The 24,154-nt window shown below is 42.8% G+C and carries 20 protein-coding genes; 9 read left to right on the forward strand and 11 right to left on the reverse strand.

The window, feature by feature from the left end:
* Positions 1–20: 20 nt before the first annotated feature.
* Together AC27IJ_RS25995 and AC27IJ_RS26000 are read right to left on the reverse strand one after the other, a co-directional pair.
* Positions 21–425, reverse strand: coding sequence for a hypothetical protein (locus AC27IJ_RS25995; protein ID WP_312443746.1), 405 nt, complete (start codon positions 423–425; stop codon positions 21–23).
* 90 nt (positions 426–515) lie between these two features.
* Complete coding sequence (locus AC27IJ_RS26000; RefSeq protein ID WP_487151464.1) at positions 516–1,490, reverse strand: helix-turn-helix transcriptional regulator; 975 nt, start codon at positions 1,488–1,490, stop codon at positions 516–518.
* A gap of 197 nt (positions 1,491–1,687) precedes the next feature.
* Here AC27IJ_RS26000 and AC27IJ_RS26005 point away from each other — a divergent pair, with 197 nt between their 5' ends.
* Entirely contained in the window at positions 1,688–1,930 is a 243-nt protein-coding gene (locus AC27IJ_RS26005) for an HPr family phosphocarrier protein (RefSeq protein WP_312443742.1), read from the forward strand.
* Positions 1,931–1,999: 69 nt separating this feature from the next.
* Here AC27IJ_RS26005 and AC27IJ_RS26010 read toward each other — a convergent pair whose 3' ends face one another.
* Together AC27IJ_RS26010 and dapA are read right to left on the reverse strand one after the other, a co-directional pair.
* On the reverse strand, positions 2,000–4,015 hold the full coding sequence (locus AC27IJ_RS26010) for a methyl-accepting chemotaxis protein (RefSeq protein WP_312502984.1): 2,016 nt from the start codon (positions 4,013–4,015) through the stop codon (positions 2,000–2,002).
* An 87-nt stretch (positions 4,016–4,102) separates the two neighbouring features.
* Complete coding sequence (gene dapA, locus AC27IJ_RS26015; RefSeq protein ID WP_312502982.1) at positions 4,103–5,008, reverse strand: 4-hydroxy-tetrahydrodipicolinate synthase; 906 nt, start codon at positions 5,006–5,008, stop codon at positions 4,103–4,105.
* Positions 5,009–5,128: 120 nt separating this feature from the next.
* Between dapA and dpsA the strand changes: the two genes are divergently transcribed.
* The 6 genes from dpsA (at position 5,129) to AC27IJ_RS26045 (ending at position 12,059) form a co-directional block, all read left to right on the forward strand.
* Positions 5,129–5,962 carry a dipicolinate synthase subunit DpsA gene (gene dpsA / locus AC27IJ_RS26020; RefSeq protein ID WP_312502980.1) on the forward strand — a complete coding sequence of 278 codons (834 nt, stop codon included), beginning with the start codon at positions 5,129–5,131 and terminating at the stop codon, positions 5,960–5,962.
* Positions 5,963–5,973: 11 nt separating this feature from the next.
* Positions 5,974–6,552 (forward strand): dipicolinate synthase subunit B, encoded by a 579-nt coding sequence (locus AC27IJ_RS26025; protein WP_312443737.1) that lies wholly within the window; start codon positions 5,974–5,976, stop codon positions 6,550–6,552.
* A gap of 157 nt (positions 6,553–6,709) precedes the next feature.
* On the forward strand, positions 6,710–9,004 hold the full coding sequence (locus AC27IJ_RS26030; RefSeq protein WP_487151467.1) for an AraC family transcriptional regulator: 2,295 nt from the start codon (positions 6,710–6,712) through the stop codon (positions 9,002–9,004).
* A 170-nt stretch (positions 9,005–9,174) separates the two neighbouring features.
* A complete protein-coding gene (locus AC27IJ_RS26035) occupies positions 9,175–9,921 on the forward strand; it encodes a DUF5058 family protein (protein WP_312502977.1) in 747 nt (248 codons plus the stop codon).
* Between the two features lie 14 nt (positions 9,922–9,935).
* Complete coding sequence (locus tag AC27IJ_RS26040) at positions 9,936–10,598, forward strand: hypothetical protein (protein WP_312443732.1); 663 nt, start codon at positions 9,936–9,938, stop codon at positions 10,596–10,598.
* Between the two features lie 27 nt (positions 10,599–10,625).
* A complete protein-coding gene (locus tag AC27IJ_RS26045) occupies positions 10,626–12,059 on the forward strand; it encodes an amidohydrolase (protein WP_312502975.1) in 1,434 nt (477 codons plus the stop codon).
* 166 nt (positions 12,060–12,225) lie between these two features.
* Here the strand turns inward: AC27IJ_RS26045 and AC27IJ_RS26050 are convergent, their stop codons facing one another.
* Positions 12,226–12,771: a hypothetical protein gene (locus AC27IJ_RS26050; RefSeq protein WP_487151470.1), complete on the reverse strand. Its 546-nt coding sequence runs from the start codon at positions 12,769–12,771 to the stop codon at positions 12,226–12,228.
* A 365-nt stretch (positions 12,772–13,136) separates the two neighbouring features.
* On the opposite strand from AC27IJ_RS26050, the gene AC27IJ_RS26055 reads away from it, so the two are divergent.
* Complete coding sequence (locus AC27IJ_RS26055) at positions 13,137–13,607, forward strand: LysM peptidoglycan-binding domain-containing protein (RefSeq protein WP_442913605.1); 471 nt, start codon at positions 13,137–13,139, stop codon at positions 13,605–13,607.
* Positions 13,608–13,840: 233 nt separating this feature from the next.
* Here the strand turns inward: AC27IJ_RS26055 and AC27IJ_RS26060 are convergent, their stop codons facing one another.
* The 6 genes from AC27IJ_RS26060 to AC27IJ_RS26085 all read right to left on the reverse strand — a co-directional run bounded on the left by AC27IJ_RS26060 (position 13,841) and on the right by AC27IJ_RS26085 (position 22,098).
* On the reverse strand, positions 13,841–15,211 hold the full coding sequence (locus AC27IJ_RS26060) for a glycoside hydrolase family 32 protein (RefSeq protein ID WP_312443728.1): 1,371 nt from the start codon (positions 15,209–15,211) through the stop codon (positions 13,841–13,843).
* 27 nt (positions 15,212–15,238) lie between these two features.
* Complete coding sequence (locus AC27IJ_RS26065) at positions 15,239–16,612, reverse strand: glycoside hydrolase family 32 protein (protein ID WP_312443727.1); 1,374 nt, start codon at positions 16,610–16,612, stop codon at positions 15,239–15,241.
* A gap of 72 nt (positions 16,613–16,684) precedes the next feature.
* A complete protein-coding gene (locus AC27IJ_RS26070) occupies positions 16,685–18,463 on the reverse strand; it encodes an extracellular solute-binding protein (protein WP_312443725.1) in 1,779 nt (592 codons plus the stop codon).
* 51 nt (positions 18,464–18,514) lie between these two features.
* Entirely contained in the window at positions 18,515–19,414 is a 900-nt protein-coding gene (locus tag AC27IJ_RS26075; RefSeq protein ID WP_312443724.1) for a carbohydrate ABC transporter permease, read from the reverse strand.
* A 17-nt stretch (positions 19,415–19,431) separates the two neighbouring features.
* Positions 19,432–20,391, reverse strand: a complete 960-nt coding sequence (locus AC27IJ_RS26080) for an ABC transporter permease (RefSeq protein ID WP_312443723.1) — start codon at positions 20,389–20,391, stop codon at positions 19,432–19,434.
* 729 nt (positions 20,392–21,120) lie between these two features.
* A complete protein-coding gene (locus tag AC27IJ_RS26085; RefSeq protein ID WP_312502969.1) occupies positions 21,121–22,098 on the reverse strand; it encodes a LacI family DNA-binding transcriptional regulator in 978 nt (325 codons plus the stop codon).
* A gap of 385 nt (positions 22,099–22,483) precedes the next feature.
* Here AC27IJ_RS26085 and AC27IJ_RS26090 point away from each other — a divergent pair, with 385 nt between their 5' ends.
* On the forward strand, positions 22,484–23,587 hold the full coding sequence (locus AC27IJ_RS26090; RefSeq protein WP_313151669.1) for a glycerol dehydrogenase: 1,104 nt from the start codon (positions 22,484–22,486) through the stop codon (positions 23,585–23,587).
* Positions 23,588–24,154: the final 567 nt, after the last annotated feature.

Below are 24,154 nucleotides of genomic sequence, written 5' to 3' on the forward strand. Positions count from 1 at the left end.
TATTCCCTTCTATATTACTGTTAGCTTTTTTTTATAAAATCGGTGCCGCATTTCGGACAATGAATGCTGATCTTCCCTTTTCCTCTTGGAATCCTGATCTTCTGCCTGCAATTGGGGCATTTATAAATATGATATTTCCTGCTTTGCTGAAGCTTGAAACGCCACTTTCGGAATACTTCCGAGACCCGAAACCAGATGCGTTCAAATTTCTGGCTTTCTTCGAAGCGTCTTCCAATATTCTTTGAAAACACACGAAAATAGCATAAAACCAGAAAAACCAAGGCCGCAATATCCAGCCATCTGCTGCCATTGAACAATCCGGCCACTAGAAAAACACAAGCAGCAGCGTTTAAAAACTGTCCCAGCCTGTCCATGCCGTATCTTCCGATCATAAAACGTGCAAAACGTTCTCTAAATCCATTCATCCTGTATCTGCCGCCCCTTTTCACTTTGCATTAACTATAATAACGTACGGGTCGAAAGTCAATGTCCCTGGGAAATATTTCATAATCTTTTCAGAATTGGCACTTAGACTTATCTCTGTACTGCTTGGGTGTCATGCCATACCGTTCCTTAAACAGCCGGTGAAAATAGCTGCTGTTTTCATATCCAACTTCCACAATAATCTCTTCCACCGGTATCGATGTTGAGGTAAGAAGAACTGCCGCCTTCATCAAACGGATCAGCTGTAAGCATTCCGTAAACGTCACCTGATAATGCCGTTTAAACAAACGGCTGATATAATAAGGCGGCTGCATGGATAGGGTTGAAAACTCTTCCAGAGTTGCAGAAGGATAATTGTTCTCCAGATATTGATATGCAGTCATTGCAACTTTTTCCTCATATTGAGCCATGTCATGCAATTCTGCCTTATCTGCATTATGAAACAATTCCATGATCAGTATTCCCATAGTCGCCTGATTAATTTCCTGTCTGCCTTTTTTATCTTTCATCATCGACCAGATCATATTTTCTAACAGGTTCTTAGCAGGCAGCATATCCTGCAAGTGAAAGTGAAGATAGTCCGCCACAAGATGCTTTCCCGACGGATTCCTGGTAAAAAAATGGCGCAGTGCACTTCCAGCCTCTGTCATCATCTCCGGATAGAAAAAAAATTCTGGCAGTAAAAAGAAATGAACCGCAATACCATTCTCGCCCGCGGGCTCAATGGCATGGCTTGTTCCCTGTCTTAATAGTAAAAGATCATTGGTATCCAACCGCAGGATACTGGCCCCGTTAATCTTATGGACCGTAGATCCGCTATACATATAAACCAGTTCCACATAGTTGTGGCTATGATCCGGAATGGAAACATCAGGCGGCTGACAATGCATATCCATCAATTCTCCCTGACCTATTACCAAATCCTTATCAACCACATTGCTTCCCGGTTCCTTTTCATGATGGCATAAAATCGAAGATGTCTCTTTCCATATACCATTCTTCGCTTCCGATGCCTCCTTTAAGTATTTCAAAAGTTCCTCTTTCACGCTTCCCCTCCCAGTTACAAAATGGCAGGTTCCCCATGCCATTTTCCAATTCATTATACCATAATTTCTACATTATTTGCAAGAAAGGACGGTTTTTCTGCAAATTTAGACATACTTATTTATTACATACTATCTTATAATCATGTCAATAAAATATCTTGATGTAACTGGAAATTATTAATTGCGAGGTAATCCATATGAAAAAATACCCTATTCGTTTAAGAGGTATCGATGAAGCAACTGCATTTATTAAGGCAACTACCAAGTACGAATACGATATGGATTTGTGCAAAGGAGAAGTTATTATTGACGCAAAATCTATTCTCGGTGTTCTGTCCATTTGTTCCGATGATGATCTGGAACTTATCATCTATAATAATGATCACAAAGATATTCTGGAATCTTTGTCTGATTTTCTGATTAATAAAAAAACAGCTTGACCAATACATATAAACCATAGGATGCCCGGTAAACCAAAACATTTACCGGGCATCTTTTTTAGTTATTCATTAATGAAACTTAAATTCATTTACCAGATCCTTTAACAGCTCTGCCTGGTCGGAAAGCTCCTCGCTTGCAGCGGCCCCTTCCTCCGCAGTGGCCGAATTGGTCTGAACCACGCCTGATATCTGATCAATTCCCACAGAAACCTGACGGATCGCCTCCGACTGCTGTACCGAAGCCTCCGATACCCTTCCTATCATTTCGGAAACAGAACGTGTACTGTTCACAGCATTTGCCAGGGATTCAGCCGCTTCATCCACAAGCCTGGAGCCATTTGCCACCGCTAGAACGGACTCTTCTATCAAATGGGTCGTGCTTTTTGCTGCTTCTGAGCTTTTGGAAGCCAGATTCCTCACCTCATCGGCAACTACTGCAAAGCCTTTTCCAGCCTCTCCCGCACGGGCCGCTTCCACCGCCGCATTTAAGGCCAGAATGTTCGTCTGGAAGGCAATATCCTCAATGGCTTTAATGATCTTCCCGATCTCGCCGGAGCTTTCATTGATCTCCGCCATGGCTGAGACCAGCTCCCTCATGTGGTGGTTGCTGGTTTCCAGCTCCCCGGACGCAAGGAGTGCCTGTTCATTGGCCCCGGTGGAATCTTTTGCATTCTGATCGATCTTATGGGAAATATCACCGATCGTTGCCGCCAGTTCTTCCACGGAGCTGGCCTGTTCTGTTGCTCCCTGGGCCAGAGCCTGGGAACTGGCCGAAATGCTTTGGGAACCGTATGCCACCTGATCAGAAGTTACGGTGATCCGCTGCATGGTAGTGGTGAGCGTACCTCTGATCTTGAGCAGGGATCTTTTAATCTTCTCAAAATCCCCCTTATAATCGTATTGAAGCTGGAAAACCAGATCTTTCTCTGCAATCTGGTTTAATACCGCGGCGATTTCATCGATATAATTCACATAATTCTTTAGCTGGCTCACCGTATTCCCCAGGGACGCTGCTACCATACCGATCTCATCATCGCCGGTTACATCCACTTGAAGATCAAGCTCTCCCTCAGCGATCCTCTCCGCAATGACGGATAATTTTCTAAGGGGATTGGATATCCCCCTGGCCATTACAAAGATGATCAGAAAGAGGACAAAAGAGCCCAGCGTAAAGACCGTAGTTATAATGCCTACCACCTCTTTTTTAGAGGAAAGCACCTCTGACTGATGAATGCTTGATAAAACAAGCCAGCCCGAATCCCCTACCCGGTTAATGGAACCAAAATACGGAACTTTTTCCATGGTATAATCGTAATTTCCAACCGCCTGGCCTGCAAATGCATCCTTGATGTTCTGGGAAACGTCAATATCGGAAATCGTCTTCTGGATCAGATCATTGTTGGGGTGATAAACGATCTGGCCGCCTTCTGTTGCCAGGATAACGGAGCCGGTCTTTCCGATCTTATAATTTCCTAAAATCGTAACCAGCTGGGATAATTTTATATCAACTCCCATCACACCTAAGGGTTCCCCTGTTTTGCTGTCAAACACCCCGCTGACAGCGCTGACAATGGTCTGACCCGTGCTGACATCCACATAAGGCTCAGTCAGGACCGGATGATCCAGTTCCATGGCCCGGAACCAGGGCCTTTTTGAAATATCCCATCCGTCTTCCGAGGTGAAATTATCCGACTGGGTCACCTGGCTCACATCCAGGTCCGCAATCCATGCGGCAAGGATATTTTCCTTATCCGTTGCCTGAATATTATCGAGGGTTTTCTTTATCTCCGGATACCCCTCACAATCCGGCAGCCTTACCTTTCCGGTGGCATTTGTGAGAAAGGCTTCCGCCTGGCTGCTGGCAGCCGCACTCTTAACCTCAGCCAAATAAAAAGTCAGGAATGAATTCACCTGGTTTGCTGCCGCAAGGGAAGCTGAGTCCAGCGTCTGTATCGACTGGGCCTGCATGCTCTTTCCTGCCTTACCTGAAATGAAAACTCCTGACAAAATAAAAATGAATACAACTGGAATGGAGATACCGAATAGCAACTTTGTAAAAATATGCTTTTTTCTTTTGTGCTTCATAGACATCCGTCCTCCTTTGTTTAGTTACCATAAATATAGCACGGCGAAAACAGGTATGCAACTAAAACGATAACAAATTTAGATCCGTTACTGACTGCTATCCTGCAAATGTGGAAAATAAGACTTCATAACCTGTTTTAACGTATCTTTATCCTTATCCTTCATAGGGGTAAGAGGAAGCCTGTAGCTTTCCTCGCACAACCCCAGAAGGGACAGGGCCGCCTTAACCGGCACAGGGTTTACATCCATAAACAGAGCATTCATCATGGCAAGCAGCTCCAGCTGCAAATCTCTGCTCTTTTCTATTTCTCCTTCAAAAAAGTACTGGCATATCATATGTGTCTCAAATGGCATGATATTGGCTAACACGGAGATCACTCCCTTGCCTCCCAGGGAAAGGATGGGAACAATCTGGTCATCATTTCCCGAATAAAGGTCAAGCTTGTCGCCGCAAAGGGCAGCCGTTTTCGCGATACTGGAAATATTCCCACCTGCCTCCTTAATGGCCTGGATATTGGGATGCTCAGAAAGCTTTAAATACGTTTCCGGATTAATGTTCACCCCGGTGCGGGTCGGGACATTATAAAGTATGATGGGAATCTCCACGCTGTCTGCCACTGCCGTAAAATGCTCCACCAGCCCATGCTGGGAGGTTTTGTTATAGTACGGAGTCACCTGCAGAAGTGCGGACGCCCCTAATGACTGTGCCTTACGGGACAGACGCACGGCGTGGGACGTACAGTTGCTTCCGGTTCCCATGATCACGGGAACCCGATGGTTTACATAATGCACCACAAATTCGATCAGTTCCAGCTTTTCCTTTTCTTCCAGCGTGGCGGATTCCCCTGTGGTTCCATTGACCACAATGGCATCCGTGCCGTTTTCCAACTGAAATTTCAGTAATTTTTCCATTGCCTTAAAATCCAGGTTTCCATGCTCATCCATGGGCGTAACGATGGCTGCTGCTGAGCCTTTAAAAATCGCATCTTTCATAGGCACTCATTCCCAAAATTAGAGGTTCATACTAACAAAAGTATGACAAACATCCCCTGTTGGTACCATACACAAATCATTTTTTTTATCATATAAACCATTATAAGGAGTGATGACCGTATGTATAATTTTCTTCTTTTAGGCGGCGATTCTAGGCAGCTTTACCTAAACCAAATATTAACCAGAAACGGCTTTCAAACAACCCTTCACCATAGCAGCGAGGATTCCTCATTCTCCATGGAAAAAGCCATAAAAAACAACAATGTCATACTTTGTCCCATTCCATTTACCAGGGACAAAATCAACCTGTTTTCCGACAACAATATGAATGATCTGGGCATCGGGAATCTTTTAAACCTTTTGACCCCTGACCACACCCTTTTCGGCGGAAGCATCCCTACCTATGCAAAGGAATATGCCCGGGAAAATGGGATCGCATGTTTTGACTATATGGATATGGAGGATATCACCGTCAAAAATACAATTGCAACCGCAGAGGGCGCCATTGCCGAGGCCATCCGCTTAAGTCCCGGGTGCCTTCATAAAAGCAAATGCCTTGTAACCGGCTTTGGCCGGTGCGCAAAAACTCTGGCACTGAAATTAAAGGGTCTGGATGCCGAAGTGACCATTGCCGGCCGAAAGGAAACACAGCTTGTCCAGGCGGCCTCCATGGGTTTTCATGCCAGAGCGCTTTGTGATCTGTCCCCGGTCATAGGGGATTATGAATTTATCTTTAATACCATCCCAGCCCTTATCATTGAAAAAGAGCTGATCCAATCCATGAATCCTGACGTAACGATCGTTGACATCGCCTCCGCTCCCGGCGGCGTTGATTTTGATTTCTGCAGGCAGCAGAATATCCGTGCCAAGCTTTGCCCGGGACTGCCTGGGATCTACGCTCCCCAGTCATCTGCGGAAATTTTATTCGAAGCAATTGTTAAATCTCTGTCATAAAGGAGTGTCATATGAAGCTGGAAGGAATGAAAGTAGGCCTGGCGATCACCGGGTCCTTTTGTACTTTTGATAAAATAGAAAAAGAATTAAAAGTTCTGGTGGATCAAGGAGCCGATGTATACCCGATCTTTTCCACCAATGTGCAGACAACGGATTCCCGTTTCGGGGATACCGGGGAATACATGAAGCGGATCTCCGCCATGACAGGCAATAAGCCTATCCTGAACCTGGAGGAAGCGGAGCCTATCGGACCCAGAGGATATCTGGATATCCTGCTCATCGCTCCCTGTACCGGAAACACCCTGGCTAAGCTGGCCAACGGCATCACGGATACCCCGGTGCTCATGGCAGCCAAAGCCCATTTAAGAAATTCCAAGCCTCTGGTGATCTCACTTTCCACCAATGATGCCCTTGGAATCAACTTTAAGAATGTGGGAGAATTGTTTAACGTAAAAAATATTTATTTTGTTCCCTTTGGCCAGGATGACCCGGTGAAAAAGCCAAATTCCATGGTCGCACACACCGACCTCATTGCCGATACACTGGAATACGCTTTAGAAGGGAAACAAATTCAGCCAGTCATTTTTTAATCCCTGTGATAAGGCTGTTGCAAGGTGAATTTGCAACCTCAAATAGTGCAGATTTATCTTGCAGCAGCCTCAGGTGTAATATCATTTGGATTATGCTTTCCCACCATATGAAAATGAGCTATAATAAGAAAAATTACATGCTGAAAGGAGCCTGTTTATGAACCGAACGTCAGTAGGGATCACGCTTAACAGCATTAAAAACATACTGCCCCACACCCACAGCGGTCTGGAGTGTGTGTTGTTGCTTAAGGGAAAGTTACAAGTGGAAATCAACGGCGATATTTATCACATGTCCCCGGATGATATTGTGCTGATCAATTGCAGGGATATCCATTCCTACTCTGCCCAATATGACAACCTGGCCATTATGCTGCTCATAGAAGAAGATTTCCTTAAGAATGAATGCGAAGAGGTATTAAACTGCACCTTTCAGTGTAATTCCATCCTACAATTGGATTCGGACAATTTTTACGAAATAAAACGTCACCTCACCCGTATGCTCCTGGTACATATGAAGAAGGAAGAAGGTTCTGATTTAGAGTTCCGTGCCCTGCTATTCCGCTTTTTGGTCACCCTTATGCAGCGCTTTAAAGCCACGAACAATTCCCCTCATGGAAAGCAGAGGCAAAATACAGCATCTCTCAGCCATGTTGTGGATTATATCCAACGCAACTACGCTTCCACCATCTCATTGGCGGATACAGCCAAGCAGATGTACTTATCCCCCCAGTATTTTTCCAAATACTTTAAAAGCAAAATGGGGACAAGCTTTTTGCAATATTTGAACCAGGTACGCTTAGAACACGCCGTCGTGAGCTTGCTTGGTACCAATCAGCCAATTATCAAGGTTGCCATGGATCATGGGTTTGCCAATGCCAAAGCCTTTTCAGCCGCCTTTCAAAAACAATATGGAAAATCTCCGGGAGAATACCGGAAATTATATGCAAGACCTAAGGAAAAGAAGACAAGCAGTCTGGAAGAAATCACGTCGGATATACAGGACAACCTGCTGGAACTGGTCAAGTATATGAAACGGCATGATATGCATCATGATACGGCCCTGTATTCTCCTGATGCAATTAAGCTGGACATGTGCCAGGCATCCCACATCCAGTTAAAAAAACCAAAAAAAATGATTCATATCGGCCGCATGACGGATATTCTTCAGTCAGAGATCATGGATCAGCTCAGGGAGATGCAGCGGCTTTCCTTTGACTTTATTTATTTTGAATCCTTTGATTTAGATGAGATCAAAATAAAGGATGACACCTTTTATTCCAATTATATTTATAACCAGTGCATACATCAGATTGAAGAGCTTAAGCTCATTCCTTACGTACAAATTGATGTGTCCCGACAATTGGAGCGCTGTCAGAGTAATTTAAACGGTTATATGGAACGCTTAACCTCTTTTGCCGGCATACTGCGTTCTAATACCAGCTGCCAGACCATGGAGCCCTGGAGGTTTGAAATTGCATGCAAGGATCGGTCACACTTAAATAGCCTTGCCGATTTTTATAATTCACTTTGGAATCTGTTTAAGCAGGAAGGACTTAAGGTCCAATTAGGCATCCTGATACCGGACTGGGCGTTAATGCCAGGGGAGGGGCATGAGGCTTTTTATGAAACTCTTAAAGACCTTATTACCCCGGCCTGTTTTGCCGGATTTCATGGATTTCCCCATCCTGTCCCGGAACAGGACGATTCAAGAACAAAACAACAGCTGGAAGATTTCTACGTATGCCGTGTGGAAGCCATAGAAGCGTCTTTTAACGCTCATAAGCTGCCCATTCCCTCTTTGTATATGACCCGCTGGAATACCCTTGCAGGCACCGGTGTGGCAGAATCCGGAACCTTCTTCCGCTCCGCCCTGATATTTGATACTATGATGAAATTATGCGGAAAAGTAGAGGCGATTGGGTTTCTCATCAGCACTTATCACATCCAGGAGTTTGAAGGGATCCATGATTTTGGTATACTTGGTTTATTTCTTCTGAAAAAGGTCAAACGACCGGTTTACTTTGTGTTGGAAACATTTAATTATGTAAACGGTGGGCTAATATTTTATGACAACAATATTGTAGTCACCAAAGAAGGAGAAGAGGAGTTTCATATTGTCATATACAGCCCTTATTACATGAATCCCCTTTACTCTGTGGATCTGTATTTGATCGAACACGAGATCCATCAGATAACACTCATCCTGCAGGGACTGATACCGGGCAATTACCGGATCAAGAGATTCATATTTGACCAGGGAAGTGCAGGCATCTTCAACCGCTGGTCAGGAGCCGGACTGCCGGATCTTAACGATCCGGATGTTGTAGATTATTTAGAGCGGGTAATACAGCCGGATTTCTATTTCTTAGAACAGAAAGTGGACGGTGAATGCTCCCTGCATGCAAGTCTTACATTTAACGGCTTAGTGCTTTACGTCGTAAAAAAACAGTAAAATTATTAAAAAATGACCTCCTTTTTTTATTCTAATTCTATTACAAGCCTAAAAAAGGCTTGAAACCTCCTACATTATATACAATTAATCATTTATTTTTTGTGATTTTTTATATAAAATTTACCTATCAAGGGTGAGGTCACCCGAAAAAAGGAAAGAGGAGGTCTTTTATGAACAATTATTTGGACATTGCAAACGGCGGTGTGGTATTTCTGCTCTGCGCTGTTGTTATTGCATATGTGCTTGCACAAGCCGTCATATTCATGCGCAAGGCATGGGCCAGAGGCCTGGAACTGGGTATGGAGAAAAAATCCATGAAAAAGGTCATGATCAACAGCTGCGTGGTGTCAATTCTGCCAAGTTTACCGATCCTGATCATCCTGTTGCTGTTAATGCCTTCCCTGGGGCGTTATTTCCCATGGCTACGTCTAAGCGTGATCGGTTCCGGTGTATATGAAAATATGGCGGCAGACGTTACTGCAAAGGCTTTTGGCCTTGAAGGCATTGCCGATAACCGTTTTTCCCTTGAAATCTTTGTCAGTGCCATGTGGGTGATGACCATCGGCATCATCTGGGGCCCATTATACACCGCCTTTGGTTCCAAGCTGATCCAAAAGGGAATTAAGGTTTTAAAGGGAAAACAGGAAAAACGATTCCAGGCAATTTTCGCCTCCATGTTCATTGCCCTGCTTTGTGTTTTTTCAGGACCTTATTTATCCACTCCTTTCCGGTTAGGGACTACCGGTGCCATCGGCCTTGTACCGCTTCTGGTGGTAATTACATCCATGGTGATCAGCTGGCTTTTAGATATTGCCGCTAAAAAAAGCAATATCAAGGCACTGTCGGAATTTTGTTTTCCTATCAGTCTAGTGCTGGGTATGGTCTCCGCAATCATATTCAGTCAGATATTAGGATAAAGGAGGAAAAATAAATGAAACAGAACGATTACTACAGTTCCATACACCGGTTAGGCCGCTGGTCCACCCTGATCGGCATTGCACTTATGTTTATGGTACCGATTGCTACAACCATCATTTATGATGTAAAGCTGAACACTGCAGCCGTAATAGCCGCAGCCATACAGCTTTGCATTGTATTTATTCCCACTCAGCTTACAGAAGTTATTTCTTTCTCACCGATCCTGGGAGCCGGCGGAACTTACCTTTCCTTTATTACCGGTAATGTGATGAACATGAAGCTTCCTGCTGCCGCCGCAGGCCACCGCCTTATGAATGTGGAGCCTCACAGCGACGAAGGAGAGGTGGTTTCTGTGCTTGCCATTGGTATGTCCTCCATTACCACCACATTAATTATATTTGCAGGTATGTTCTTATTCACCCCCTTTATACACTATTTAGACAATCCCATATTAAAGCCAGGCTTCAACAGCGTTATGCCGGCGCTTCTTGGAACCATGCTGCTGCCTTATCTGCGCAAAAACTTTCCTTTGGCAGTCACACCGCTTATTATCAGCACCTTGTCAGGAGTCCTTTTCGCTGCCAATTACGGGCAGGTTCAGGGGTATCTGCTTCTTGTCACAATGATTCTTTCAGTGGGTGCATCTATTTTAATTACCAATGGGAAAAATAAATAAGATGATAACGAGGAAGGGAGATTCGCTATGAGCGGCAAAAAACGGATTATAGAATTAATTGAACAAAAAAAGGATGTGTTTACGGATATCTCCAATCAGGTATGGGAATTTGCGGAGACACGTTTTGCCTTAAATAAATCTGCAGATTTACTATGTGCTGCAATGAAAAAAGAAGGCTTTAAAATAACCAGAGGCCTTGCAGGAATGATGGATGCTTTCATTGCCGAATATGGCCAGGGAAGTCCTGTGATCGGGATTCTTGCCGAATACGATGCTTTGACTAACATGAGCCAGGAATCCGATGTTGCGGCTCCATGTCCCATCAAAGCAGGGGAAAGCGGCCATGGCTGCGGGCATCACCTGTTAGGCGCCGGAGCGGCTGCGGGAGCTGTGGGCATTAAGGATTACATGGAAGAGGCTAAACTTTCAGGCACCATCCGACTGTTTGGCTGCCCTGCAGAGGAAAGCGGCTATGGGAAGGCATTTATGGCAAGGGACGGCATTTTTAATGGTACTGACGTTGCCATTACATGGCATCCCATGGATTCTACAGGCATTTGGGATTTCAGCTCCCTGGCAGTCTTCCAGACATACTTCCGGTTCAAGGGACGTGCTGCCCATGCTGCTGCCGCGCCGGAACATGGGCGCAGCGCACTGGATGCCGCAGAATTGATGAACATCGGCGTGAATTTCTTAAGAGAACATATGATCGACGAAGGACGGGTTCATTACGCCTTTACCGATGCAGGCGGAACCTCAGCTAACGTGGTGCAGCCTACGGCGGAGCTTTACTATTTTGTACGTGCACCCAAAACAGACCAGGCAAAAGAAATTTACGACCGTGTCGTTAAGATTGCCCAGGGCGCAGCAATGATGACGGAAACAGAACTGGAAATTGATTTTGACTCCGCATGTGCCAGCTATTTGGTCAATCAGGAACTGGGCAGGGTCATGTATGACAACTTAAAGCAGGTAAGCCCCATTAAATATACACCGGAGGAAATGACATATGCAAAGCAGTTCTATGACCAGCTTCCAGAGGCCACCAAGAACCAGATTGCAAGAAAGATTGAAGCCTTCCTCCCTGGGGAAGAGAAAAGGGTTATAGAAGAGGAAGCCAAAAGCTCTATTAACCGTCTTGTCGCTCCACTTATTTTCCCAAGTAAGCCTATGAGCGGCTCCACGGACGTAGGGGATGTGAGCTGGACGATCCCAACGGTTACCGCAGTGGTCACGACTGCGCCCAACGGAACTCCTGCCCATTCCTGGCAGTGGGTTGCCACCGGCAAATCAAGCATTGCTCATAAGGGAATGATCACTGCCGGAAAGACCATTGCAATGACCGCCCTTGATCTTTTGGAGAACCCTGAGATTATAAATAAAGCAAAAGAAGAACATATAAGAAACCTTGGCGGTAAGCCTTATCAGAGCGCTATTCCGCCGGAGGTATCTCCTCGTTAGAAACTACCGTTCAAACAGAGGGGGAGTTTACGTCCGCCTTGATGGATTTCATTCGGGGTGAATCATGGCATGGGATCAGCGATTCAGGAAACAAGCCGATAACAGCCAGCCTTTTAATATTTGCTATTAGCATAAAAAGGCTGGCTGTTTTTTATACACGCTCTTACTATCCCTTTATTAAAATGCGGTTTATATAGCTTCTGGAATCATAAGATTGATTTATATCATTTGTATTGTCTTGATTAAAGCTCAATAAATAATGTGCCCTTGATTGGTCATAAATTTTAAATCCGAATTGCTTATACAGTTCTTGAACTGGATCAGATTTATAAACATATAAGAATATTGGCTTGTTTACCTGTTTGGAAAGGATTGTAATATGCCTTAGATAAAATGCTTCTATCCCTTTCTGCCGAACAGGTTCGGTAAGAAGTAGGGATATTTCGCTTATCTTATCCGGCAGTTCGTTAAATGCGAAAAAGCCAACCGTTGCATTGTATAGCTGTATCTTTTTAAAACAACTATATTTTAACATTCTATGAAAACTGTCAGTGTTTATTATAACTTGTATATCCTCGATCCAGCCACCATAGTAATTGTCTATATATTTCTTATGGCAGGTTCTTTTTATATCTATGTATTTTTCCAAGTCATTTTCATCTGCATCCTGTAAGGAAAATCCTTTACCAATTAAGTCCTCCGATAATACCATATGTCCTCCCGACTGCCTGCTGCCATCAACCTGTTAACAAACTCATGATTCATTGCTCATGAGACAGGTAATGGCAGGTGGGCTATTTTGAATTATTATATTGGTATTATCATAATAGCTTGGGCAAATAAATATTACCATGTTTTTATTTTGTACTATATCAGTTACATCTTACAGGATATGGCGACCTAACGATAGGAATCCTGTCCGTTAAATAAATTGAAATTTGGCCAAGAATGACAGGTACTTTTCCGTTTCCTAAGCATAACATAAGACAAATTGTTTTATTGAAAGGCAGTAATATTATGGCTACTTGTCCTCAAGGACTGTTTCCTTACACCATTCGACGCGGTGATACACTATGGATGATTGCTCAACGTTACTATACTTCCGTTGCTGCTATTAGAGCGGCAAATCCAGGTTTAAATCCACAAAACTTAACAGTGGGGCAGACCATTTGCGTACCGGCAAGAAGAGCTCCCCGTCCTCCTGTTCCAACTCCAACTCCGCCTTCCGGCGGCCGTTGTCCCGTAGGTCTTCGAACCTATACCATTCAGCGGAATGATACTTTATGGCAAATTGCCCAACGATTCTGCACTACCGTAGATACCATTATGGCCGTAAATCGCGGCTTATCACCCAGTAATCTGAGAGCTGGTCAAACAATCTTAATACCAGCCGGATACAGCCTGCCCAATCTACCTTTCTGGTTCCGTTCCCAGGAGGTCCAGGATTACCAGTATATCTTACCGGAGGAAATGATCAGCGGCAGAGATTTGAACTTCTATCCGGAAGAAACATATTCTTATACTGATGATTCTGACGATGCACAATAACTGCCTTTAGATGAACTGTATTCCCAAGCGGCGGAATAATGATTTTCCGTTATTGGCTGTACCATAGCCAATAACGCAGCCGGTACACCGGTCACGCAATTTACAGATAAAACCGCCCTCTTTTTACCTTTTGGTAAATAAGAGGGCGCATAGTTTAAATAGCTCCTTTCACTTTTTGCAGATAAGCGGCTGGCTGCTGCTGTTTTAACTGCTCCTGCTTTAGACGTTTACTGTCAGCTGATTTCAAACAAGGACACCTCCAGTTTGCCTTTCCATCTGATCGTATCATAAGGAGTATCAGGGAATACAACCATGGTAACCATATTAAGCCCACCGTCTGCAAATACCTCCAGAACCGATACATCAAAGATTACTTCAAGGTCCCAGTTTCCTTCCTTCAGACGTTTTGATGAGACGATCGAACACTCCGGCGTCATAAACTGTTCATCAAACTCCCGGTATCCGGCAATCGCCCGGTTCACAGTTATAATATCTTCCGCCACTTCTATCTCCAGCCTCTGCCCATCACTGTTTGAAAGCCGGATCTTCCCATTCCCCTCTCCTATGATTCTTAAACCAAAGGTTTCTGTCATCAGATGGGCACCACTGCTCACAGGATATGCCATATGCCGGAACTTATCAAGGCCTTCCGCATGTCCGGCAATCCGGTATCCAGCCTTCGTATTACAAATAGATAAGCTTCTAGCCAGCGTCGCCTGTCCACAGTATTCATTGGTAGGAACCTTGGAGGCATAAGCCCAATTCATGGCCCAGCCCATAAGCAGAGGAACATCATAATTCTGGAACGTAACGCCTGCATAATTGTCAAAGCCGTCATCAAGCCAGATCGCCTCATCAGAAGGGTAAGTGCAGATAAACTTATCTCCGTCAAAATCTCCGATAAAATACTGGGTTCTCCAGCGCCCTTCATCCGTCTTGGTCATGCTGACTACCAAAATCCAGAACACTTTATCCTCATACTTAATCTGAAATAAATCCGGACATTCCCATACACCGTTTGCATGATTGCCTTCAGGACCGAATTCTCCCGTTTTTTCCCATCTCTTCAAATCCCTGGAACCGTAAAAATAAACCCGGTCCTGAGCTGCCAAAACCAACCCCCAGCAGCGATGTACAGGATTCCAGAATACCTTTGGATCCCTGAAATCAGGAATCCCGGGATTTTCGATGACCGGATTCAAATAAGATTTCTCAAAGTGTCTTCCCCCATCAACGCTGTAAGCAATACTTTGTTGTTCCAGCCCCGTCTCATTGTTATGGCTGGTAAAAACGGAAATGATGGGCGAATTTTCTTTGGTTCCGTAACCGGAAGTATTATACTTATCATAAACGCTGCTGCCCGAGAATATGTAACCCAGTTCATCAGGATACAATGCCATAGGGAGATGCTCCCAATGCAGTAAATCCTTTGTCACCGCATGTCCCCAGTGCATAGGTCCCCATACCGTATCATAGGGGTACTTCTGATAGCAAAAATGGTAAGTTCCATTTATATACACCATGCCATTAGGATCATTCATCCAGTGATCCTGCGGGGTAAAGTGAATCCTGGGGCGAAAATCTCTTATTCCTTTTGAACTCATAGTGATCCTCCTCTTTCCACTTTATTTTTACTGCTGAATCTGGTAAATCTGCGCAGTTAAATTCCCTTGTATGGAGATTTTCTCAAAAGGAACATCCGGGTACACTGTCATAGATGCCGTTTCCAGCCCCTTGTCTGCAAATACTTCCAAATAGGATACATCAAACAATAGTTCCATATCAACATCTCCTCGCAAAAGGCGCTTTGTTTCCCCTACGGAATGAAGCTTATCACAATATTTCTCCGAAAAATCACTGGCTCCTGCCAGGGACCGGTCAATCCTGATGCTCTCCTCTTCTATCTCAATTACCAGCTTTTGTTTCTTTCCATTTGTAAAAATTATTTTACCGGATTGTCCATGCACTTTTAATCCAAAGCATTCACTGATTAACGAGCCCCCGTCAGCGACAGGGTAAGCGGCAGCACGAAATCTATCCAGCCCAAAAGGCTTTGCCGCCAGGCGGTAGCCCCATTCCGTTTTTATCAGAGAAAGCTCTCTGGCTACGGTCATCAATCCTGCAAATTCTCCGGTGGGTACCTGATTGGCATACTCCGGACTAACTCCCCAGCCTAAATAGATTGGTTTGTCATAATTGTGGAAAGTAACCCCGGCATAATTGTCAAATCCAAAATCCAGCCAAAGAGGTTCTTTTCCCTGCTCCTTGGCATGGAATGTGTTTCCGTCAAATTCCCCAATAAAATACTGGATATTGGCACAGCCCTTTCCCGGACGGGCCATCATGCTGACCAACATTACCCACTTTTCTCCTTCTTCCGTCTGTAGGGGGAATAAATCCGTACATTCCCAGGTACTTTCTACCAAATTCTCTTTTCTGCCGAACTCACCTGTCTTTTCCCATTTTTTCAAGTCAATGGAAGCATAAATAAAAGCACAGTTTTCGGCTGCCAAAATCATACTCCAGCAATTACGCTTCCCATTCCAGAATACCTTTGGATCTCTGAAGTCTGACAGACCCGGATTATCAATGACTGGATTGCCATAATATTTTTCAAAATGGAATCCACCATCCAGACTGTAAGCAATGCTTTGGCATTCATGTCTATCTTCCGGGCGGTGGCTGGTATACATAGCAACTACGGGAATCGCTCCATCCTTGCCAAAGCCAGATGTATTTTCTTTATCATAAGCCATACTTCCGGAAAAAATATATCCCATCTCATCCGGATGCATGGCGATTGGATGATGTTCCCAGTACAGCAGATCCCTGCTGACAGCATGCCCCCAATGCATTGGTCCCCAGACAGGCCTTTCCGGATGATACTGGTAATAAAGATGCCAGAAACCATCCATATAAACCATTCCATTGGGATCATTGCTCCAGTTGTTTAGCGGTGTAAAATGTATTTTAGGTCTGAAATCACGTACACCCTTTGTGCTCATATTCCGTCCTCCTAGTAATATAGCAGAAGCTGCCGTACAGCCTCTATTCTGTGTGGCAGCCCTGTTAGTCTTTTATTGTTTTACAGCATTTTTAGCTCTGTCTACAGCGCCTTGATAAATATCAACGATATCCTTTACTCCAGCTGATTCCAGTTCACTCTTATAGCTTCCCCAGCTTGCATCATCAACGCCTTCCGTCACCCATTTTGCTATATAACGATCTACAATATTGGAAACTGTCGGCTGAACCTGTGCAAGTCTTGTAATCTCGTCTGTTGTCATCATTACCTTTGGAATTGTCTCATATTCCTTCAGAATGTCTTCTTTGCCGTTAACTACCTGATATTCATAAAGTTTCACAGCGTCAAACGTATATTTTACAACCGTGTCATAGTAGCCGTTCAATACTGCCATTGGAGTACGGCTAATTGTTGTATTGGCACGCTGTTGTCCAAAATCTGACCATGGCTCCTTGGTAATGATATGGCCCTTATCATCTAAAGGTGTTTCCATGATTCCCTTGTCATTTTTCACATAGTTATATCCGATTGCCCCCCAGTTAGTCTGGATAGAGATCTCCGGATTACCATAGATATAGTCATAAAATCTTGCCACCAGATGAGGGAATTTACAGTCCGTCGTAATAGCACCGATAGAAGAATCCTGCATCTCCGACTGGTTCAGTGCAAAACCTACCTTACCTGCCTCCCCCTGTAATCTGGGAAGGGGAACATATTCATCATGAACATCCAGATTCACAATTTCCTGATCTGCCCAAACACCAAAGGAACCGATCCTTGCTACATCTTCTTTTATCAGTGAGCTCTTAAATGCAGCACTTTCTGCATTTTCAAAAGAACCGTTCCATAACAATCCTTCTTTGTAAAGCATGTTAAAGAGTTCTGCTGTTTTCTTGATGGATTCATCCATGGCTGTAAAGGTTACTTTACCGTCAATAATTCTTAAATGGTCCGCATATGGATTACCGCCGCAGTAAGAATCTGCATTTCCGAAAGCTCCGGTAAATCGATAGAACAGGTTATAAGAACCGAAGCCATCCTGGTTATGCTGACCAAACCAGCATGCCATTGGAATCTCATCGGCTTTGCCGTTTCCGTTTAAATCTCCGCCATCACGGAATGCTTTCAGACAGTCTACCCATTCATCCACCGTCGTAGGCACATCCTTTCCCACCTTATCCAGCCAGGTCTTGTTAATTAAGAACGGCCCAGGTGTCAGGATTAACCCTTTCATCTGTTCAATCCATGGAAAGCCATACATATGTCCGTCGGGGCTCTGTACTTCCATCATGTAAGATGGGTTCTCATCCAGGATTTTCTTTAAGTTCGGCATGTAATCCTTTACAATCGTATCTGTTGGAAGGAAGATGTTCTGATCTGCATATTGAGCTACCGTAATACCGGATTGGGATCCTTCAAAATTCCAGAACACATCAGGAAGTTCGTTGCCTGCAGTCAGCATTAAGTTGATCTTTTCTCCTGCATTTTCCGATGGAATGGTTGTCCACTCAAAAGAAACACCTGTATCTTCCGCCCATTTCTTTACCATTTCAATATCTCCAGGTTTCGTCACACGCTGGGCATCACCAACATTTAATACTTTAATTTTGCCGTATTTTTCTTCAAACTTGACAGGATCCTTAATAATAGGAAGAGAACCATCCAACTGGATAATACCCGCATCCACTGCTTCCTGTTCCTCAGCCGTCAGTTCTACTGCCGCTTTTTCCGCATCAACTGCCTTATTGCTGGTTTTGGAACCGCCGCAGCCGGAAAGCAGGGTTGCTGCCATTGCCACAGAAAGAATACCCGCCATTACTTTTCTTTTCATAATTTGTTCCTCCTTTTAAAATAATTTTTATTTGCTTTTATACCATATTTATCATCCTTTTACCGCGCCAATGGTAACGCCCTTTGCAAAATACTTCTGAAGGAATGGATACGCAGCCAGTAACGGGAAAGCCGAAACAACTACAATGCAATATTTTAACTGCTCTGCAAGCTTTTGCTTGGCCACCAGTTCCGCCGGAGACGCTCCTATATTTCCAGCCTGATTCATCAGTACCAGATTCCTTAATATAACCTGTAAGGGCATCTTATTTTCATCTCCCAGGAACATCAGCGCATTGAAAAATTGATTCCACATGGCGGTTGCATAGAACAGTGTGATAACCGCAATGATGGTCTTGGAAAGAGGAATGGCAATTTTGAAAAAGAATCCAAAATCGCTGCATCCATCTAATTTCGCTGCTTCTAAAAGTTCTGCAGGAATTCCGCTTTCAAAGAAGGAACGGCTGACGATCAGGTTGTAGGCTGACACGGCCACCGGAAGCACCATTGCCCAAATGGAATTGTAGATTTTCAGCTGTGATATGGTCAAATATAGCGGAATGATACCGCCGCTGAAAAACATGGTAAAGGTAAACAGGAACATCAGTACCCGATTTCCTACCAAATCTTTTCTGGAAAGTGCATATCCGGCAGGTATGGTACATATCAGGGATATTACGGTACCTACCACCGTGTACTTAATGGTATTCCAATATCCGCTCCAAATCGGTGCATAGCTCAATGTTTTCCTATAACCTTCTATATACAGGGATTCAGGAAATAAGAGCAGTTTACCGGAGTTAACAATTACCGGATCGGTAAAGGATGCCAGAACCACGTAATAAAGCGGATACACAATGGAAATACATACTACCAGCATCACAACCACATTCACTGCGACAAATATTCTGTCACCTGCCGATAGCTTTACCTTATTCTTTTTTGTCTTCATCTAATTCCCCCTCACCCTTAAAAGATACTGATATCACTGGTTTTCTTGGAAATGAAGTTTGCAATCAACAGGATAGCGAAATTAACCAATGCATTAAATAAACCAACTGCAGTAGCAAAACTATACTGTGCACTTTTCAAACCAACTTTGTACACGTAGGTGGATATGAGTTCGCTCACTACCGTATTGGTGCCATTCTGCATCAGGAATGCTTTCTCGTAACCCACGTTCATAATATTTCCTACCGTCAGAATGAACATCAAAATGATCGTCGGCAGGATTAGTGGGATATCTATGTACAATATCCTCTGAAATCTGGATGCCCCGTCAATAATTGCCGCCTCATAATAGTCAGGGCTAATTCCTATGAGCGCTGCAATGAATATGATGGCATTAAATCCCATAGTCTGCCAGATGTTTGATCCTATGAACAAAATTCGGAACCAGTCTGCCGAACTGGTAAACAGGATTTCCTGCCCTCCCGCACCTCTGATCAAGTTGTTAACCAAACCATTTGCAGAAAATAAAACGGTAATAATACTTACCACAACCACGTTTGACATAAAGTAAGGTGCATAAGAGATTGTCTGAATCGCCTTTCTTGGCCCGTTTCTGGTGATCTGGTTTAACAAAAGCGCAAAGACGATCGGTATCGGGAATGCAATGACCAAACTCTCCAAACTGATAATTACCGTATTCTTAATGGCGGTCATGGCAATGCTGGTGCTGAAAAATGTCTGGAAGTGCTTAAACAGCGGCATCGCCCAGGGACTGTCGATAATTCCAACTCTCGGCTTAAAATCCTTAAAGGCTATAATCAACCCGTACATAGGATAGTAAGCAAACACCGCAAGCCAGATCAAAGCGGGGATCAAAAGTACATACAGCTGCCAACAAGCCAACGCTTTTTTCAGACTCCCCTTAAAATCCCTCTTGCTTTTCAGCATGACCTTTGTTTCTTTAAGACTTTTACTCATACCTGATTTCTCCTCCTTTCCTTTTACGGAACTATGAATGGATGGCGGATTTTTTCCCTAAGCAGTCTGCACATATTCCCTATATGGATATTTCTTTGTGACATTTTTTATGTGAAACCCGTTCCACATCTTGTACTATAGTTTAATTTGTATATTATGTCAATATATCTGTAAAATAAAAAATATATTTATTTATTAGTCCTAATTTTTACTCATTTTATTTGTGCATTTATTACAATACAACTAGATATACTTATGTATCTCAACCTCTTTGGTTATTCTTATTCAGTTCCATTACCCTATTTAAAGCTACTGTTCCACATCTGTTCTACATTAATTTTGTATTAAACCGCATTTGTTATGGATTTGTTCTATATCAGCTCTATACCAGTTCCTCACCTTTAATCCGGTATCATGGCTCTCTAATTCTATATATAAATATATTTTAATGCAGAAGTTCTATCTTCACTGTCAGATATACAAGTCCTAAGTCTTTTTAACTTTACCGTTTTTAGCGGAACATGCGTAATGAAAGTTTGTTTATTTGTAGAGTCTTTCACTGTATGAAATTTAATTAAGGTGTAAAACTATAGAATTTCAAAACAAAGCCGCTCCATGAAGAATCTAAGACATTTCTTCATGGAGCGGCTTCACTATATAAAAGCGATATGTTGTATTATAAAGCATATCGTCATATTTTCTTTTTTTCATATCTTTTTCGCAGTCTGCTTAAACAGTTCCGCCTTCCTGGAAACTCACATCCACAATCTGTTCCAGCTCTATAAGCTTAGCGCCTTCAATTTCCTGCATAATCGTATTTACACACCGTTTCGCTATCTCAGGGAGGTTCTGACATACTGTTGTAATGGTGGGATGTATGATTCTGGTAAGAGGTATTCCATCGTACCCCACAATTTTAAGCTTTCCGGGTACATCAATCTGATGCTCCCTGGCTACCTTCAGACAAGTAATAGCTGCTATATCATCTGCAAAAATACCATCTGCATAATCAATAAACCTTGCACACTCCTGCTTCACCCAATCACTATATTCAAAAACCATACGGTCTGTAGGGGTATATACCTCCAGAACACTCCGTCCCTCACCTTCCATTCTCTCCCGAAATACTTTGTGCCTTTCTAAAAAACCCCAATTATCAAATGGCATGGGCATGAATTGCACCACTTTTTGGCATCCTCCTTTTACTAAGGCTTCGGCTGCCATCAGACCTCCCCGGCGATGATCTGAATGAATATTCGCCACATTAGGCCCCCAGCTTCTATCCATACATACAATAGGACGCCGTATATTACTTATATCTGTATCCACGGCCAGGTCTACACAGCTGATCAGCCCATCCATAACGTTTCTCTGCAGCATCTCCAGATACTCTTCCTGTTTTAAGAATTTCTTGTCAACACCACAGGTCATGCATTTATAACCATGTTTGTACAGTTCATTCTCTATGTATTTTGTCAAACCCGAAAAAAAAGGATGCTCCAGATCCGGAACCATGACTCCTACAAAGCCGGAACGTTTACGATATAGATTCTGAGCCAATTCATTGGGAACATACTCCAGTTCTTTTACTGCATCAAGAATCTTTTTCTTAGTTTCCTCTGCTATATAACCAGTCCCATTCAAAGCCCTGGAAACCGTTCCTATCCCAACTCCAGCTTTTAATGCAACATCTCGTATACTGGCCATATTTCATTTACTCCTTTCATCCTGCATCATAGGTTTTAACAAATTATTTTAATCTTATCTTATCCTGGAATAAAATGCAAGATGGCATTTGAAATGTAGATTTGTAAGTAATAATTATATAATGATAAACCTCTGGATATAGCCCATTTGATTGCAGCAAGTGTATCTGACTAACTAGTATAACTGGATTATACTAAATGGTCACGCTTAATAAGCGATCTGTGAAACTGCTGACAGTCCTGGATCTCTAATATCCTTTGATAAAAAATTAACTATAATTACTTATCTAGATTGACATTTATGTATAATAAAAATATAATATATTATACCGGTAAATAATTATCGATATATAACTATCAAACTAACAATCTAAGGAGGAATTAACATGGCTAATATAATTGGCAGCCCTGAACGTTACGTTCAAGGCAGAGGGATATTAGGTGAGCTATGTAAACATTTGCAAAATATAGGAAAGGCGCCTTTTATTTTAGTTAGCGAATCAGGTAAGGGACGTGTTAAAGAACCTATCGCAAAGAGTGCAAAAGAATATAATACAAAATTATTTTTCGAAACCTTTCAAGGCGAGTGCTCTCGCAATGAAATTGATCGCTTAGTGAAAATATATAAGGAATCTGGTTGCGATGTAGTAGTTGGAATTGGCGGAGGAAAGATCCACGATACAGCCAAAGCTCTTGCTTTTTATGCAGAAGCTCCTGTAGTAATCGTTCCTACCATTGCCGGAACAGATGCTCCATGCAGTGCTTTATCAGTTATCTATACGGATGATGGCGCATTTGAAGAGTATCTTTTCCTTCCTAAAAATCCAAATATGGTTTTGGTCGATACTGAAGTAATTAGTTCTGCTCCGGCACGTTTACTTGTATCTGGAATGGGAGATGCGTTGGCAACCTATTTTGAAGCTCGTGCATGTATGCAGTCAAACAGTCCTAACTTTATTGGCGGCTACTATACCATCACCTCTATGGCAATCGCCAAATTATGCTATGATACATTACTTACTAACGGTATTAAGGCTCTTGTTTCAGCACAAGCAAAAGTATGTACAAAAGCACTGGAAAACATTGTTGAAGCAAATACATATCTTTCAGGTATTGGTTTTGAAAGCTGTGGTATCGCAGCAGCCCATGCGATTCATAATGGATTTACAGCTATACATGAAACACATCAGTGTTACCATGGTGAGAAAGTGGCTTTTGGTACTTTAACTCAATTAGTACTTGAAAACGCTTCTCCGGAAGAATTTGAAGAAGTGATGAATTTTTGTTTAGATGTTGGATTGCCTACAACTCTGGAGGATCTTGGGATTCATGAGATTAAAATAGATGAATTAATGAAAGTTGCCGAATTAGCATGTAGCCCTAATGATACAATGGGAAATATGCCATTAACATTAACTCCTGAAATAGTTTGTGATGCAATTATTGCTACAGATAAACTTGGACATTACTTTAAAGCTAAGCGACATTAATTAGAGCCCCCTTCAAAGTCGGTGTAAACTCATAAAACCAACATAAAAATTAACATTTATGGGCAAGACCATTTCTATGGTTCTTGCCCTTGCTTGTATTATAAATCTGTTTTTGAGGTTGTTAGATAGAACACTATTCTGAATTTGGATACCAGACTCCTAGCTGAATCTATGCTAAAAAGGTAGATACGAAAATTATCACTTGTTACAATTAAGTTTACAGTTCACTTCTATTCCTATTACAGTATAAATATTTATATATTAGTATGATAAAAACTTTAAATATAACTTAGCAATAATAGGAGGAAGGATAAAATTTATGATAGGAAAAGTCATCAATATAATAAAAGGATTGGTAACAAACAAAGAATTTATGAATCGTACTATATCTTCCATAATTTACTCGTTAATTGCTACACTCTTATTTGGGATCATTTTTAATCATTTACAAGACAAATTTAGAGAGATTTGAAGAGGAATATAATGATATACTTTGCCCCACCTGCCTCAACCTTTGCTCTGTTGTAGTAACTCTTATGACGAACGAAGGCTAAAAGCAGGTCTTGT

This window comes from Lacrimispora sp. YZC11, assembly GCF_057543815.1.

Excerpts from the sequence above, each read along its gene's own strand:
- AC27IJ_RS25995 (WP_312443746.1), bottom strand. The coding sequence starts at position 425 with ATGAATGGATTTAGAGAACGTTTTGCACGTTTTATGATCGGAAGATAC.
- AC27IJ_RS26005 (WP_312443742.1), top strand. The coding sequence starts at position 1,688 with ATGAAAAAATACCCTATTCGTTTAAGAGGTATCGATGAAGCAACTGCA.
- AC27IJ_RS26010 (WP_312502984.1), bottom strand. The coding sequence starts at position 4,015 with ATGAAGCACAAAAGAAAAAAGCATATTTTTACAAAGTTGCTATTCGGT.
- dapA (WP_312502982.1), bottom strand. The coding sequence starts at position 5,008 with ATGAAAGATGCGATTTTTAAAGGCTCAGCAGCAGCCATCGTTACGCCC.
- dpsA (WP_312502980.1), top strand. The coding sequence starts at position 5,129 with ATGTATAATTTTCTTCTTTTAGGCGGCGATTCTAGGCAGCTTTACCTA.
- AC27IJ_RS26025 (WP_312443737.1), top strand. The coding sequence starts at position 5,974 with ATGAAGCTGGAAGGAATGAAAGTAGGCCTGGCGATCACCGGGTCCTTT.
- AC27IJ_RS26030 (WP_487151467.1), top strand. The coding sequence starts at position 6,710 with ATGAACCGAACGTCAGTAGGGATCACGCTTAACAGCATTAAAAACATA.
- AC27IJ_RS26035 (WP_312502977.1), top strand. The coding sequence starts at position 9,175 with ATGAACAATTATTTGGACATTGCAAACGGCGGTGTGGTATTTCTGCTC.
- AC27IJ_RS26040 (WP_312443732.1), top strand. The coding sequence starts at position 9,936 with ATGAAACAGAACGATTACTACAGTTCCATACACCGGTTAGGCCGCTGG.
- AC27IJ_RS26045 (WP_312502975.1), top strand. The coding sequence starts at position 10,626 with ATGAGCGGCAAAAAACGGATTATAGAATTAATTGAACAAAAAAAGGAT.
- AC27IJ_RS26050 (WP_487151470.1), bottom strand. The coding sequence starts at position 12,771 with ATGGTATTATCGGAGGACTTAATTGGTAAAGGATTTTCCTTACAGGAT.
- AC27IJ_RS26055 (WP_442913605.1), top strand. The coding sequence starts at position 13,137 with ATGATTGCTCAACGTTACTATACTTCCGTTGCTGCTATTAGAGCGGCA.
- AC27IJ_RS26060 (WP_312443728.1), bottom strand. The coding sequence starts at position 15,211 with ATGAGTTCAAAAGGAATAAGAGATTTTCGCCCCAGGATTCACTTTACC.
- AC27IJ_RS26065 (WP_312443727.1), bottom strand. The coding sequence starts at position 16,612 with ATGAGCACAAAGGGTGTACGTGATTTCAGACCTAAAATACATTTTACA.
- AC27IJ_RS26070 (WP_312443725.1), bottom strand. The coding sequence starts at position 18,463 with ATGAAAAGAAAAGTAATGGCGGGTATTCTTTCTGTGGCAATGGCAGCA.
- AC27IJ_RS26075 (WP_312443724.1), bottom strand. The coding sequence starts at position 19,414 with ATGAAGACAAAAAAGAATAAGGTAAAGCTATCGGCAGGTGACAGAATA.
- AC27IJ_RS26080 (WP_312443723.1), bottom strand. The coding sequence starts at position 20,391 with ATGAGTAAAAGTCTTAAAGAAACAAAGGTCATGCTGAAAAGCAAGAGG.
- AC27IJ_RS26085 (WP_312502969.1), bottom strand. The coding sequence starts at position 22,098 with ATGGCCAGTATACGAGATGTTGCATTAAAAGCTGGAGTTGGGATAGGA.
- AC27IJ_RS26090 (WP_313151669.1), top strand. The coding sequence starts at position 22,484 with ATGGCTAATATAATTGGCAGCCCTGAACGTTACGTTCAAGGCAGAGGG.